At 69.7% G+C, this 14,132-nt stretch carries 15 protein-coding genes; 6 read left to right on the forward strand and 9 right to left on the reverse strand.

Going from position 1 to position 14,132, the window contains the following annotated elements; translation table 11 throughout:
- Positions 1–346: 346 nt before the first annotated feature.
- The 5 genes from FE263_RS05360 to FE263_RS05380 all read right to left on the reverse strand — a co-directional run bounded on the left by FE263_RS05360 (position 347) and on the right by FE263_RS05380 (position 5,369).
- The gene (locus tag FE263_RS05360) at positions 347–577 is read right to left on the reverse strand and encodes a DUF3072 domain-containing protein (RefSeq protein WP_138324966.1); all 231 of its coding nucleotides are present in this window, start codon (positions 575–577) and stop codon (positions 347–349) included.
- Positions 578–661: 84 nt separating this feature from the next.
- Positions 662–2,155 (reverse strand): YifB family Mg chelatase-like AAA ATPase, encoded by a 1,494-nt coding sequence (locus tag FE263_RS05365; RefSeq protein ID WP_138324967.1) that lies wholly within the window; start codon positions 2,153–2,155, stop codon positions 662–664.
- 95 nt (positions 2,156–2,250) lie between these two features.
- On the reverse strand, positions 2,251–3,498 hold the full coding sequence (gene serA / locus FE263_RS05370; RefSeq protein ID WP_138324968.1) for a phosphoglycerate dehydrogenase: 1,248 nt from the start codon (positions 3,496–3,498) through the stop codon (positions 2,251–2,253).
- 55 nt (positions 3,499–3,553) lie between these two features.
- Complete coding sequence (locus FE263_RS05375) at positions 3,554–4,354, reverse strand: inositol monophosphatase family protein (protein WP_138324969.1); 801 nt, start codon at positions 4,352–4,354, stop codon at positions 3,554–3,556.
- Between the two features lie 13 nt (positions 4,355–4,367).
- A complete protein-coding gene (locus FE263_RS05380) occupies positions 4,368–5,369 on the reverse strand; it encodes a c-type cytochrome (protein ID WP_138324970.1) in 1,002 nt (333 codons plus the stop codon).
- Between the two features lie 167 nt (positions 5,370–5,536).
- Between FE263_RS05380 and FE263_RS05385 the strand changes: the two genes are divergently transcribed.
- From FE263_RS05385 to FE263_RS05395, 3 genes are all read left to right on the forward strand, one after another.
- On the forward strand, positions 5,537–6,280 hold the full coding sequence (locus FE263_RS05385; protein WP_138324971.1) for a 3-deoxy-manno-octulosonate cytidylyltransferase: 744 nt from the start codon (positions 5,537–5,539) through the stop codon (positions 6,278–6,280).
- Positions 6,277–7,125, forward strand: a complete 849-nt coding sequence (locus tag FE263_RS05390; protein WP_138324972.1) for a prephenate dehydratase — start codon at positions 6,277–6,279, stop codon at positions 7,123–7,125. The genes FE263_RS05385 and FE263_RS05390 overlap by 4 nt, the downstream gene beginning before the upstream one ends.
- A 106-nt stretch (positions 7,126–7,231) precedes the next feature.
- A complete protein-coding gene (locus FE263_RS05395) occupies positions 7,232–8,254 on the forward strand; it encodes a dienelactone hydrolase family protein (RefSeq protein ID WP_171033965.1) in 1,023 nt (340 codons plus the stop codon).
- Positions 8,255–8,377: 123 nt separating this feature from the next.
- Here FE263_RS05395 and FE263_RS05400 read toward each other — a convergent pair whose 3' ends face one another.
- On the reverse strand, positions 8,378–9,166 hold the full coding sequence (locus FE263_RS05400) for a methylenetetrahydrofolate reductase (protein WP_240759036.1): 789 nt from the start codon (positions 9,164–9,166) through the stop codon (positions 8,378–8,380).
- Positions 9,167–9,178: 12 nt separating this feature from the next.
- Positions 9,179–10,228 carry an alpha/beta fold hydrolase gene (locus FE263_RS05405; protein WP_138324974.1) on the reverse strand — a complete coding sequence of 350 codons (1,050 nt, stop codon included), beginning with the start codon at positions 10,226–10,228 and terminating at the stop codon, positions 9,179–9,181.
- A gap of 137 nt (positions 10,229–10,365) precedes the next feature.
- On the opposite strand from FE263_RS05405, the gene FE263_RS05410 reads away from it, so the two are divergent.
- On the forward strand, positions 10,366–10,557 hold the full coding sequence (locus tag FE263_RS05410; RefSeq protein ID WP_138324975.1) for a hypothetical protein: 192 nt from the start codon (positions 10,366–10,368) through the stop codon (positions 10,555–10,557).
- Between the two features lie 25 nt (positions 10,558–10,582).
- On the opposite strand, the gene FE263_RS05415 is transcribed toward FE263_RS05410, so the two are convergent.
- Positions 10,583–11,221 carry a flavin reductase family protein gene (locus FE263_RS05415; protein WP_138324976.1) on the reverse strand — a complete coding sequence of 213 codons (639 nt, stop codon included), beginning with the start codon at positions 11,219–11,221 and terminating at the stop codon, positions 10,583–10,585.
- Positions 11,222–11,229: 8 nt separating this feature from the next.
- A complete protein-coding gene (locus tag FE263_RS05420; protein ID WP_240759038.1) occupies positions 11,230–11,802 on the reverse strand; it encodes a gamma carbonic anhydrase family protein in 573 nt (190 codons plus the stop codon).
- Between the two features lie 109 nt (positions 11,803–11,911).
- Here FE263_RS05420 and FE263_RS22365 point away from each other — a divergent pair, with 109 nt between their 5' ends.
- Complete coding sequence (locus FE263_RS22365; protein ID WP_205880277.1) at positions 11,912–12,802, forward strand: ATP-grasp fold amidoligase family protein; 891 nt, start codon at positions 11,912–11,914, stop codon at positions 12,800–12,802.
- Positions 12,799–14,091 (forward strand): MFS transporter, encoded by a 1,293-nt coding sequence (locus FE263_RS05425; protein ID WP_205880278.1) that lies wholly within the window; start codon positions 12,799–12,801, stop codon positions 14,089–14,091. Before FE263_RS22365 ends, FE263_RS05425 begins: the two co-directional genes overlap by 4 nt.
- The last annotated feature ends 41 nt before the right edge of the window (positions 14,092–14,132 follow it).

Genomic DNA, 14,132 nt, shown 5'->3' on the forward strand with positions numbered 1-14,132 from the left:
GCACCCCCCTGCGCGCGGGCGGGGGCGGCCCGCCCCGCGGGGCAGGGTGGGGGGCCGTGGCGCCACCGCGCCCCCCCCCCCCCCCCCCCCCCCCCCCCCCCCGCCCCCCCCCCCCCCCGGGGGGGCCGCCCGGCCCGACGGTGTCAGTTACCGCAGGATCCTGTGCCAAAGCGTCGAAGGGCAGGAGACCCAGCAACATGGTGCCTGCAGTCAGCAGGGTGACGACCCTTCTGAGGAGCCGGGACAAGGTCATCAGGCACCAGTTCTGGAACAACGCCGGCCACCTGGCCGGCGGCCTACCGTGGTGCTGACCAGCGATTGCGTTCGTTCGATGACCTGATCGGAGCTAGTGATCCTTGCCACGTCCGGTGGCGGCCTGCAGCTCGTCGATCCGCTTCGATGCCTCACCCTTGGTGAGGGACGGGTCGAACTCCTCGTTCGCCTCCGTGCAGAGCGTCTTGAGATAGGAGGCTTGCGCCCCGGTCATGGTCTCCCCGCCGGTCGCCCAGTCGCTCGGATCCTTTTCGGTGTTCGACGGCAGCGCCTGCTCGTTCACCGTGTTCTTGTTTGCTGTCATGTCGACAGGACGTTCATGTTCCTGTTTAGTTCCGGAGCCAGCATCGGCCGTCGCATCAAGAGCCGGTGATGATGCCTCGCCTGCTCAACCGCTACCGGGAAAGCGGTGCCGGTAACCAAGCGCCTCCGCGACATGGGTCCGCTCGACCTCGATACAGCCGATCAGGTCGGCGATGGTCCGCGCCACCCGGAGCAGCCTTGTGTAGCCGCGCGCCGACAGGTGCAGCTTCTCGGCCGCCTGCTCGGCGAGCATCCGCGCCAGAGCCGAGACCGCCAGGGCCTCCAGCCCCGCCTCCGCGTTGGACAGGCCACCCTGCCGCGCATGCTGGCGTGCGCGCCCGGCCTCGACCCGGCCCGCGACCACCTGCGTGGTCTCGCCGGTGGGCGCGCGCGCAATCTCGGCGATCGGCACCGGCTGCACCTGCACGCAAAGATCGATACGGTCCAGCATCGGGCCGCTGATCTTGCCAAGGTATTCCTCGCCGCAGCGCGGCGCCCGGCCGCATTCCCGACTGGCATCGCCAAGGTAGCCGCACCGGCAGGGGTTCATCGCGGCGACCAGCTGGAACCGGGCCGGATAGGTCACGTGCGCCGCCGCCCGTGCGACGGTGGTGCGGCCGGTCTCCATGGGCGCCCGCAGCGCTTCCATCGACTGGCGCGGCAGCTCCGGCATCTCGTCCAGGAACAGCACGCCGCGATGGGCCAGGCTGACCTCGCCGGGCCGCGCCCGCGGACCGCCGCCGATGATCGCCGCCTGGCTCGCCGAATGATGCGGCTCGCGGAACGGCGGCCGCTTGATCAGCTTGCCCTCGGTGAGCTGGCCGGCGACGCTGTGGATGGCGCTCACCTCGAGTGCCTCCGCCGCGGTGAGGTTCGGCAACAGCCCGGCGAGCCGCGCCGCCAGCATCGACTTCCCGGCCCCCGGTGGTCCCACCATCATCAAGCTGTGGCCGCCGGCGGCGCAGATCTCCAGCGCCCGCTTGGCGCTCTCCATGCCCTTCACCTCGCACAGGTCCGGCATGTGCGGCGTGGGCGCGCTGCCCGGCAGCGCCGGCGGACTCAGCACCTGGCTGCCACGGAAATGGTTCATCAAAGACAAGAGGTCAGGGGTCGCCAGCACCTCGACCTCGCCGCCCCACGCCGCCTCGCCGCCTTGCTGCCGGGCGCAGATCAGCCCCAGCCCGAGCGCGCTCGCGCCGAGTGCCGCCGGCAGCACGCCGGTCACCGGATTGACCCGACCGTCGAGCGACAGCTCTCCCATGGCGGCGTAGCCGGCGATCTCGTCGCGCGGCAGCACCTCCATCGCCGCCAGCACGCCGAGCGCGATGGCGAGATCGAAATGGCTGCCTTCCTTCTGCAGGTCGGCGGGGGCGAGGTTGACCAGGATGCGCTTGGGCGGCAGCGACAGCCCCATCGCGGTCAGCGCCGCGCGCACCCGCTCGCGCGCCTCGGCGACGGCCTTGTCGGCCAGGCCCACGATCAGGAAGGCCGGCAGGCCACTGGAGATCTGCACCTCGACATCCACCGGCACCGCCTCGATGCCGGAAAAGGCGAAGCTGCGTATGCGGGCGATCGGCATCGGTACGGGAACCTTGCAGCCTGGTGCCGTCAGGACGGCGTGGGCGCAGTGTGCTCCCGCGAGGTAAAGGACCGGTTGACGCGGCCCCGCGGAACCTACCGCCGCTGGTAGAGCAGCCGCGCCCGCACCGTGCCGTCCAGCGCGCGCAGCTGGTCCAGCAGCTGCACCGCATCCGCGCGATCGGTGTCGGCTTCCACCACCACATAGCCGATCTCGGCATCGGTCTCGAGATACTGCGCCGCGATGTTCACCCCGGCGCGCGAGAAGATGTCGTTGATCTTGCCGAGTATGCCTGGAACGTTGCGATGCACGTGCATGAAGCGGGTGCCGCGCGGGCGCGACGGCAGCTGCACCTCGGGGAAGTTCACCGCCCCCAGCGTGGCGCCGACATCGCTGTAGCCGATCAGCTTGCGCGCCACCTCTACGCCGATGCGGTCCTGCGCCTCCGCCGTCGACCCGCCGATGTGCGGGGTCAGGATGACGTTGTCGAGCCCCTGCAGCGGCGTCTCGAAGCGCTCGTTGTTGCTGCGGGGCTCGCTCGGAAACACGTCGACCGCCGCCCCCAGCAGGTGCCGGTCGCGCAGCGCCGCCGCCAGCGCCTCGAGATCGACGACATGGCCGCGTGCGTTGTTGAGCAGGAAGCTGCCGGGCTTCATGCGCCGGATCTGGCTCTCGCCGAACAGGCCGCGGGTTTCCGGCGTTTCCGGCGTGTGGATGCTGACCACGTCGCTCTCCGCCAGCAGCGCGTCCAGCGTCGGCGCCGCGCTGGCATTGCCGTGACCGAGCTTGTCGATCACGTCGTGATAGATCACCCGCATGCCGAAGGCTTCCGCCAGCACCGAGAGCTGGCTGCCGATGCTGCCGTAGCCCACGATGCCCAGCACCTTGCCGCGCACTTCCCAGCTGTCGGCGGCGGACTTGTCCCAGACGCCGGCGTGCGCGGCGACGGATTTCGGGAAGATCCGCCGCATCAGCATGACGATCTCGCCCATGACCAGTTCGGCGACGGAACGGGTGTTGCTGAACGGCGCGTTGAACACCGGTATCCCTCGTGCGCGGGCGGCGCCGAGCGCCACCTGGTTGGTGCCGATGCAGAAGCAGCCGACCGCGACCAGCTTGTCGGCGTGAGCGAACACCGCCTCGCTGAGCTGGGTGCGGCTGCGTATGCCGATGACATGCACGCCTTCGACGGCGTCGAGCAGCGCCTGGCCCTCGAGGGCTCCGGGCAGGGCGGTGATCGTGGTGTAGCCGCTCGACCGCAGCAGCTCGACCGCGCTCTGGTGCACACCTTCGAGCAGCAGGATCTTGATCCGGTCCTTGGACAGGGAGAGCTGGCTGGTCATGGCAGGTCCTGGTCTGGTGGCGGCCGCGCGTCGGCCGCGCCGTCACATAGAGCGATCAGGAGCGTTGGGCGAGTGCGTCCACTGCAGGGCCGAGCAGCGCCGGATCGCCGACCGCGAGCACGGTGCCGTCGCCGTCCGGCCGCAGCGGGCGGCCCTGCCAGTCTGTGATGCGTCCGCCGGCGCCCTCGACGACCGGCACCAGGGCAGCCCAGTCCCACGGCTGCATGGTGCATTCGGCGATGATGTCGATCTGGCCGAGCGCCAGCAGGCCGTAGGCGTAGCAGTCGCCGCCCCAGCTGGCGCGCTTCACCTGCCGCCGCAGGGCGGTCCAGCGTGGGAGGTCGTCGCCCTGCAGCATCTCCGGCGAGGTGCACGACAGCTCGGCGTCGGCAAGCGCCGGGCAGCGGCGGGTGCCGATGTCCGACCGTCCGCCCTGCAGCACGCCTGGGCGGTAGCTGGTCGTGCCGCCGCTCCGGGCGGTCCAGCGCTCGCCGGTGATCGGCTGGTCGAGCACGCCGAGCACCGGCACGCCGTCCTCCAGCAGGGCAACCAGGATGCCGAAGCTGGGCCGGCCGGTGATGAAGGCGCGGGTGCCGTCGATCGGGTCGAGCACCCAGCGATGCCGCGCCTGCGGGCGGTCGAGGCCGAACTCCTCGCCGAGGATGCCGTGCTCCGGCAGCCGCTCGGCCAGCACGGCGCGCATCGCCTGCTCGGCGGTGCGGTCGGCGATGGTGACCGGGCTGGCATCCGACTTCTCCTGCGTTGCCAGCTTCGCCCGGAAGAACGGCCGGACCACGCAGGCGGCCACATCGGCCGCCGCCTCCGCCGCCTGCAGCCAGCGCTCGGTTTCGGTCATCCCATGCCGGCCGTTATTTGTGGGCGCCCTGGCCCGGCTTGTCGGCGCCGCCCGCGCCGGCGCCCGAGATCGGATGCGGGTTCGGCGACAGGCTGCGCAGGTAGGCCACCACCGCGGCGCGCTGCTTCTCGCTGGGAATGCCGGCGAACCCCATCTTGTTGCCCGGTGCGTAGCCGCGCGGGTCGGTCAGCCAGGCGTTCAGGTTCGCGTAGGTCCAGGCGGCGTGCTTGGCGGTGAGCGCTGCCGAGTAGCTGTAGCCGGGTGCCGCGGCGATCGCCCTGTCCACCACGTTGTACAGGTTCGGCCCGACCAGGGCGGCGCCGCCCTGGTCGAAGCTGTGGCAGGCGCCGCAATAACGCCCCGCCGCGGCCTCGCCGAGCTTGGGGTCGGCATGGCCGACCTCCTCCGCGAAGGATGGTCCGGCCGGGGCTGCGGGTGCGCTCCCCGCGGCGGCGGTGGCGGCTGCGGCGGGCGCCTCCTTCGGCACCGGCGGCAGAGGCTGCGGGCTGTCCGACAGGGTGCGCAGGTAGTCGACGACGTCGGCGCGCTGGCGACCGTTGGCGATGCCGGCGAACGCCATCTTGGTGCCGGGGGCGTAGGCCTTCGGATCCTTGAGCCAGGCGCTCATGTCATCGAACGTCCACTTCCCGTGGTGCGCCTTCAGCCCGGCGGAGAAATCGTAGCCGTCGCCTTCCGCGATCGGCGCCATCACCACGTTGTAGAGGTTCGGCCCGACCATGGTGGCGCCGCCCTTGTTGAAGCTGTGGCAGGCGCCGCACAGCTTCGCCGCGTCGGACTGCCCTTTCGCGGGATCGGCATGCGCGAGCAGGGCGGCGATCGGCACCTCGCGCGGTGCGGCCGATACGCCCTCGGGCAGGGCGCTGACGATGGCGAACGCCGGATGCTCGGGGCGTGGCGAGTGGATCAGCTTGCCGCCGAGCACGCCGCCGAGCCCGAACACGATGCCCGCGGTGAGGAAGGCGGCCATGATCTTGTTAAGCTCGGTGCTGTCCATGCCGGACTCGGATCCCCTGCCGCCGCTCAGCTGATCGCCAACCGCCGCACGTTGCGCTGCGTGGAGGTCGTTCCTAAGGTGGGTTGAACCCTATGCGAAGCCTCGGGGGGCGGCAACCGGGCCGCCATCCCGCGCCCCGCCATGTCCGAGTGCCGGTCAGATCCTCGATGAACCCTCTCATCCTCATTCCGGCGCGCATGGCGTCCACCCGCCTGCCGGGCAAGCCGCTCGCCCTGATCGGCGGCCGGCCGATGATCCTGCATGTCCTGGAACGGGCGCATGCTGCCGCCATCGGGCCGGTCGCGGTGGCGGTGTGCGACGCCGATGTCCATGCGGTGGTGCGCGACGCCGGCGGCGTCGCGGTGATGACCGATCCCGCCCTGCCATCCGGGTCCGATCGCGTGCACGCAGCCGCCGAGGCGCTCGATCCGGGGGGGCGGCACGACATCGTCGTCAACCTGCAGGGCGATCTGCCGGGCCTGCCGCCGGAGGATCTGGGCGCCGTGCTCGGGCCGCTCGGCGCGGGGATCGACCGCTACGACATCGCCACCCTGGTGACGCCGATCACCAGCCCGGAAGAGGCGCAGGCGGCGTCCGTGGTGAAGGCGGCGTGCGCGTTCGGACCGGGCGCGGGCCATGCGGCGGCGCTGTATTTCTCGCGCGCCGCGATCCCGTGGGGCGACGGGCCGCTGTGGCACCATGTCGGCGTGTATGCCTACCGCCGCGACGCGTTGCGCCGGTTCGTGTCGCTGCCGGAAAGCCCGCTCGAGCAGCGCGAGAAACTCGAACAGCTGCGCGCGCTCGAGGCCGGCATGCGGATCGGCTGCGCGCGCGTGGCGTCACCGCCGTTCGGGGTCGATACGCCGGAGGATCTCGAGCGTGCACGCCGGGCGATCGGAGCCCGCGCATGATCACCCCGCGACGGATCGCGTTCCAGGGACAGCGTGGCGCCTATTCCGACCTCGCCTGCCGCAATGCCTATCCGGGCTGCGAGACGGTGCCGTGCGCCAGCTTCGCGATCGCGATCGACACCGTGCATGACGGCGGCGCCGACCTCGCCATGCTGGCCTGCGAGAACAGCCTGGCCGGACGGGTGCCCGACATCCACACGCTGCTGCCCGAGGCCGGGCTGCATATCGTCGGCGAGCAGTTCCAGCGCGTCGAGCACTGCCTGATCGGCGTGCCGGGTGCGACGATCGCCGACATCCGGCGGCTGCATACTCATCCGGTGGCGATGGGGCAGGTGCGCGGCCTGATACGCGAGCTTGGCGTCGAGCCGGTGATCGAGACCGACACGGCGGGATCGGTGGCGCTGATCGCCCAATGGGGACGCATCGAGGACGCCGCGATCGCCTCCTCGCTGGCGGCCGAGCTGCACGGCATGCGGATCCTGCGTCGCAACGTCGAGGATGCCGCGCACAACACCACGCGGTTCTATATCGCCGCCCGCGAGCCGCGTCCGGTCGCACCGGACGTGCCCGGCACCATGACGACGATCCTGTTCCGTGTCCGCAACGTGCCCGCCGCGCTGTATAAGGCGATGGGCGGCTTCGCCACCAACGGGGTGAACATGACGCGGCTGGAGAGCTACATGCTCGAAGGCAGCTTCACCGCGACGCAGTTCCTCGCCGATGTGGACGGTCATCCGGAAGAGACCGGCCTGCGCCATGCGCTCGACGAGCTGGCATTCTTTTCCGACGAGCTGCGCATCCTCGGCACTTATCCGCGCTCGCCGTTCCGGGATCGCGCGACCTGATCATGGCGACAGGTGCGGGAGCCGGTCGAGGTCGAGATCCGGTCCACGCCGATCTCACCATCGCCTGGGATGCCGCTTCCGGACCCGGCTCAGGCGTTCCGGCCGCATGACCAGACTGTTGCCGATCCTCCTCGCGGTCCTGCTGATCGCCCACCCGTCCCGGGCCGCCGCGCCCTGGCCTGATCCGGACAGCGTGAGCCACGTGACACCGCAGGAGGTGACGCTCGACAGCAGCGATCCCTTCATGCCGTCCGATATCGGGCGCGCTCCGGCCCGGCACGTGCGGGCGATGCTCTACCTGCCGCCGGGCGTCCCGCCGCGACACCCTGTCCCCGCGGTGGTGCTGCTGCACGGTTCGGTGGGCAACTACGAGGAACGCGGCTTTCGCTACGGCCTGCCGCTCGCCGCACGCGGCGTTGCGGTGCTGGTGGTCGAGACCTATGCGTCGCGCACCAATCTCGCCACCTCCTTCATCGGCCGCGCGTTGCACATCACCGAGACGATGTTCGACGCCGACGCCTATGCCGGCCTGCGCTTCCTGTCGCGCCGCCCGGACATCGACGCATCGCACGTGGCGCTGATGGGCTTCTCCTATGGCGGCATGGCGACGACGTATGCGCTCTACGACACCATCGCCGACCGGCTGGTGCCGCATGGCCCGCATTTCGCTGCCCACATCGCCTACTACACGCCCTGCATCGCCCGCTTCGACGACAGCCGCACCACCGGGGCGCCACTGCTGATGCTGTATGGCGGGCGCGACCAGCTGATCCATCCGGACCGCTGCGGCGAGATCGCCAACGACCTGCGCCAGGGCGGCAGCGTGGTCACCATCATCGACTATCCGCGGGCGGTGCATCAGTGGGACGGCGAGATGCAGCCGCGGCTGATCGGACGGCACCTGGCCGACTGCCGGTTCCGGGTCGATCGCTACGGCATCGTGCATGATGCCGGCACCGGGGTCGCGATGGGCGGCTGGCTGATGCGTGGCCTGGTGCTGGCGGCCTGCACCGGCAGCCGCCCCTGGCCGATCGGACGCGACGAGACGGTGGTGGCGCAGTCCGACCGGGACCTGCTGCGCTTCCTGGCCCATACCCTCGACGATCCTGGCCTCGCCCCCGGCGGGTAGCCTCGTCTTCCGGCAGCCTGCCAGAGCATGATCCGATCGATCATGCTCTGCTTGTCGTTCGGTGGAGCGGCCTTAGCCGCCACCCGGCATCGCAAGGCGATTTCCAGGGCGTCGGATGCTGCTCTAGCCGAGGAGGCCGGTCAGATACGATGCCATGTCGACGCGGATGGGCATGAAATAGACATGGCCGCCGATCTCCCGGACGCGCTGCACCGCCTGGGTTGCGAACGTGCGGCTCCATGACAGGTTCGGCGTGAAGCCGGCCGGAAAGATCACCCGGTTGGTGGTCTCCCAGTAGGCCTGCGACCGTGCTCCCAGCACCGGCGCGATGCCCCAGTAGACGGTCTGCCCGTGCAGCATCTCGGCGCACATTTCCAGAAGTCGTAGGTCGAACACCGGCTGCGTGAAGAAGCCGTCGGCGCCGGCATCGAGCTTGCGGTGGACCGCGGTCAGCTCGTCACGAAAGCCGAGCCGGTAGGGGTCGAAGGCCGCATAGACGCGCAGCCCGGGGCAACGCCGCTTGAAGCGGCGGATGATGTCCTCGCTGCTGTTCGGGTATGTGCGATGTCCCATGTCGTGCGGCGGATCGCCGCGTATGACCAGAACCTCGCCCAGTCCCGCCGCCAGGATGGCATCTTCCATCGGAAGATCATCTCCCGGGGGGATGTCGATCGCCCTGATGTGCGGGATGGAAGCCGGCAGGATGCTGCTGGTCAGCCGGCAGGCCTCCCAGCTGCGCAGCGGAAAGCGCATGAGGTCTGGAATGTTGAACGCAGCCGCCTCCGGCATGACGGATCGGGCAGTGCCGGCGTCCCGCAGCAGTTCCGTCTCGCCGCGCGGGATCAACTCGATTGATATCCTCATCGGCACCTTGTCCGACACCAGGGGCGCATACGCAATCGATGCGGGCATCAGCCCCTCCCGTCAGACGGCGGGCAGGCCACCATCGACCGGATCGCGCCCCAGCCAGTCGGCGACGGCGCGCCGCAGGAACTGCTCGTCCTCCGGCGAGCGGCTCGGACTGCCGGCGCGGTGGCCCCAGATCGTCGGGATCGGCCGCAGTTCGGCGTGGCGCAGATGCGGCAGCTCGGCCTCGTTGTCGGCCACCCGGAAATACAGGTCGGTGGTCGCCGGCATCAGCAGCACGCGAGCCTGTATGGCAGCCAGGGCGCGTTCGAGATCGCCGCCATACAGCTCGTTGGCGCTGATATCGCCGGCCTCCCAGGTGCGTGCCTGCGCGTACAGGTCTGCCGCCCGGCACGACGAGAAACCCGGCTCCCACTCGCGATCGAGGAAATCATCCAGGCTGCCGGCCGTCTGCAGGTGCAGCCCGGCGCGATACCAGTCCTGGCTCATCGCCCAGCCGGCATAGATGCGGGCGAAGGCGCGCAGCGCCGCGTGCGGCTCGGAAGCGAAGCGGCCGCCGCCGAGATGCTCCGGCGCGGCCTCTAGCGTCGCCAGCAGGGCCTGCAGGAACACCCGGTTGTGCACGGCGGTGCGGGCGCTGCCGCACACCACGATGGCGCGCTCGACCTCGCCCGGGTGCAGCGCCGCCCAGTGATAGGCCTGCTGAGCCCCCATCGAGAAGCCATACACGCAGGCCAGCCGCTCGATGCCGAACCGCTCGCGCAGCAGCCGGCGCTGGGCCGCGACATTGTCGGCGGTGGTCACCAGCGGCGGATAGACCTCGGTATTGGACGGGCTGGAAGACAGGCCGTTGCCGAACATGTCCGGCGTGAGGATGAACCAGCGCGTCGCATCGAGGATCCGGCCCGGCCCGATCAGCCATTCCTGGCCGTGATGCGTGGCGCTGTAGCTGGTCGGATACAGGATCACGTTGTCCCGCGCCGGCGACAGCGTGCCGTAGCTCTTCCACGCCAGTCTCGCATCCGGGAGCGTACCGCCGCCCTGCAGGGCAAGGACGCCGAGCTCGAATATGCCTTCCTCGGTGGGCCAGGTCGGTTCGGTCTGCATCGGGCGCTCCATGTTCCGCAGGCGGACACGCGGCAGACGGGATGGGGTTGCGGGCGCATATATTCCGAAACCGAACGAAAGCGTACCGCCGGCGTTGATGCTGGGTTCGTCCCTACACCCGCATCCGGAGCCGTTCCATGCTGACCATCCTGATTGTCGTCCTCATCATCCTCGCCCTCGGCGGCGGCGGCTACGGCTACCGCTCCGGCTGGTACGGCGGCTCGCGCGGAACCGGTTTCAACGGGCTCGGCCTGCTGCCGGTCCTGCTGATCATCATCGTGCTGTTCCTGCTCTTCAACCACACCGGCACGGTCGCCACCGCGCCCTGATAATCCGGAAGACCAGGCTGGGGTTCTATCGAGGCCGCCGCATGTCGAAGAAGGCGGCGGCCTCGACCTCGATATAGGCCGACGGCCCACCGGCACGCAGGATCGGATGGGCAGCGGCGGTATCGTAGACGCCGTCGCGCAGCAGGTTGCGGTCGATATGCACCGCGACGACCTGGCCGAGGGTGAGCCAGGTCTCGACCGCGTTCCCGTCGAGGTCGTGCAACTGGATCTGCTGCAACAGCCGGCACTCGAATGCGACCGGGCTTTCTCCGACGCGCGGCACATCGACCAGCCGGCACGGCACCGGCGTCACCCCCGCCAGCGCGAACTTGTCGGTGCTTCCCTCGATGGTTGCGGAACTGGCATTCATCGCCTCCGCGAGCCTGCGGGTGGCGAGGTTCCAGACGAACTCGCCCGTGGCCTTGATATTCGCCGCGGTGTGCTTCCAGCCGGTCGAGGCGAAGCCCACGATCGGCGGCGTGTAGTTGAAGGCGTTGAAGAAGCTGTAGGGCGCCACGTTGAGGACCCCCTGGTCGTTGCGGCTGGCGATCCAGCCGATCGGCCGCGGCCCGACGATGGCATTGAACGGATCGTGCCGCAGCCCGTGTCCGGCCGCGGGCTCGTAGCTGTGCATCGCGGCGTCGTCGAAGATCTCTCGCGTCATCTGCTCGTTCATCCTTGTGCGCCTCGGCCTGCCGGTACCGGCTGCAATCCGGCCGCATAGCGCCGTCCGTTCGCGACGTATGTCTCAGCCGACCGGTGCAGCGCCTCGATCTCCGCAACGGACAGCATGCGTGCAAGCTTGGCCGGGGCACCGATGATCAGCGCGCCCTCCGGAAACTCGCGCCCCTCGGTCACCAGCGCGTTCGCCCCCACCAGGCAATGCCGGCCGATCACTGCGCCGTTGAGGATGGTGGCGCCCATGCCGACCAGGCTGTGGTCGCCGACGCTGGCCCCATGAACGATGGCGCGATGGCCGATGGTGCAACCGGCGCCGATGCTGACCGGATATCCGATATCGTTATGCACCACCGCGCCGTCCTGGATGTTGCTGCCGTCGCCGACGTCGATCGGCTCGTTGTCGCCGCGCAGAACGGCGCCGAACCAGACCGATACGTCCAGGCCGAGGGTGACGCGGCCGATCAGGACGGCGTCGGGTGCGATCCACAGACGCGCCGGATCGGCGGCGAGCGGACCGGTGCCATCGAGCTGGTAGAGCGGCATCGCAGGCTCCTTGGTGGACATCGTGTCGGGTCGTTGCGCGCGGGAAAGTACCGCGCCGCGGCTGTCCCGGTCTAGGCAGACAGCGGATCGCCGTGTAACGCATGAACTTTAGTTCACAAAGGCGGTGGCGTTGCGTCCGGTCAAGCTCCTGAAGTCGTCCTGCCGTCGCCTGCTGAACCGGTTCAGCAGCGACTGGGTGCCGGACCGCCCGTTGCTGGTCTGGCGTTATATCGCCCGCCACCGGCGTCTGCCGAACCTGGTCCGGCCGACGCGGTTCACCGAAAAGATCCTGCGCCGCATCATGTTCGACCGCCGCCCGATCCTGGCAGTCATGGCCGACAAGTTCGCCGTGCGCGAGCATGTGCGCCAGCGCGTCGGCGAGCATCTGCTGCCGGAACTGCTGCATGTCACCACCGATCCACGCACCATCCCGTTCGACACGCTGCCGGAGAAGTTCGTCGTCAAGCCGACGCACGGCGCCAACTGGGTCCGCGTCGTCACGGACAGGTCGCTGGTCGATCGACGCGAGCTGATCGCCACCTGCCAGGGCTGGCTGCGCCAGAACTACCATGCGGTGACGCGCGAATGGGCGTACCGGAACGTCACCCCGCGCATCGTCGTCGAGGAGCTGATCGACGACGGCAACGGCATCACGCCGCACGACTACAAGCTGTTCATGTTCAACGGACGCACCGAGTTCATCCTGGTCATCATGGGTCGCTTCGAGGAGCGCTCGCACGCCGTGCTGACGCCGGACTGGCAGCCGGTCGACGTGATCTGGCCCTATACCGGCCGCCCCGGCACGGCTGCGCCACCGCCGCACCTGGCCGAGATGCTGAGAGCCGCCGAACAACTCGGCCGCGACATGGATTTCGTCCGCATCGACTTCTACGACACCCCGGAGAAGCTGTTCTTCGGCGAGCTGACCGCAACGCCCGGCTGCAGCCTGGAGCGCTGGGAGCCGGCCTCGTTCGACCGCACGCTGGGCTCGTACTGGACCGTCGGCCGGACAGGTCGTTGAAGCCCGATCCGGCTGTGGTGGAAGCGCTGGAGGCCGCCTATCGCAAGGTGGCCTGGCGACTGATCCCGTTCCTGGTCCTGTGCTTCTTCTGCGCCTATATCGACCGCATCAATGTCGGCTTCGCCAAGCTCCAGATGCTGCGCGATCTCGGCTTCAGCGATGCGGTATTCGGCGCCGGCGCCGGAATATTCTTTCTCAGCTATGCGCTGCTCGAGATTCCTAGCAACCTCATCCTGGCCCGCGTCGGCGCGCGCCGTTGGATCGCGCGCATCATGGTGAGCTGGGGCTGCATCTCCGCCCTCGGCATGTTCGTCCGTACCCCTGCGGAGTTCTACGCACTCCGACTGCTGCTCGGCATCGCCGAGGCAGGCTTCGCGCCCGGCATCCTGCTCTATGTTTCGCAATGGTTTCCGGCTCGCCATCGCGGGAGCGCGATGTCGGCTTTCTTCATGGCGATCCCGCTCTCCGGCATGATCGGCGCGCCGCTGTCGGGCTGGCTGCTCGGCGCGCTGCAGGGCATCGCAGGCCTGAGCGGCTGGCAGTGGCTGTTCCTGGTGGAGGCGGCCCCGGCGGTGCTGGTCGGGTTCGGCTGCCTGGTCGTGCTGCGCGACACACCACGCGATGCGCCCTGGCTGGACGCCGGCGAGCGGCGGCTGCTCGAGCAGGATCGTGCAGCCGATGCGGCGCTCGCGGTCGACCATGCCGGCCTCGCCGCCTTCCTGCGCGATCGGCGCATCTGGACGCTGTCGGCGTTGTATTTCTGCATCGTCATGGGCCAGTACGCGATCTCCTTCTGGCTCCCCACCATCGTCCGCGAGGCCGGCATCCACAGTCTCGGGCTGAACGGGGTGTTGACCGCGGTGCCGTTCCTCGCCGCCCTGGTGGCGATGCCGCTGCTGGGGCGAAGCGCCGACCGCGGGCGAAGACGACGCCTGCACCTGGCCGGCGCGATGGTGGTCGGCGGCGCCGGGCTGGTACTGGCACCGCTCGCCGGCCAGGCGATCGTGCCGGCGCTCGCCTGCCTGTGCGCCGCAGCCGCCGGGCTGCTGTCGGCCACCGCCCTGTTCTGGCCGCTGCCGCCGGCGCTGCTCGGAGGCCTGTCCGCCGCGGCCGGGATCGCGCTGATCAACGCCCTCGGCAATATCGCGGGCTTCGCCTCGCCGTTCCTGGTCGGGCTGCTGACGCGGGCCACCGGCACCACCGAGGCCGGCATGTTCGCGATCGCCGGCATCGTCTGGCTCGGCGCCTGCCTCGTCTTCGCGACGCCGGCCAGGCTGGTCGACCGGTAGCCACGCCGCATGGTTCCGCTAAGCTTCCCTCAATAACAGAG

Source organism: Lichenicoccus roseus (assembly GCF_005844085.1).
Classification (GTDB): Bacteria; Pseudomonadota; Alphaproteobacteria; order Acetobacterales; family Acetobacteraceae; genus Lichenicoccus; species Lichenicoccus roseus.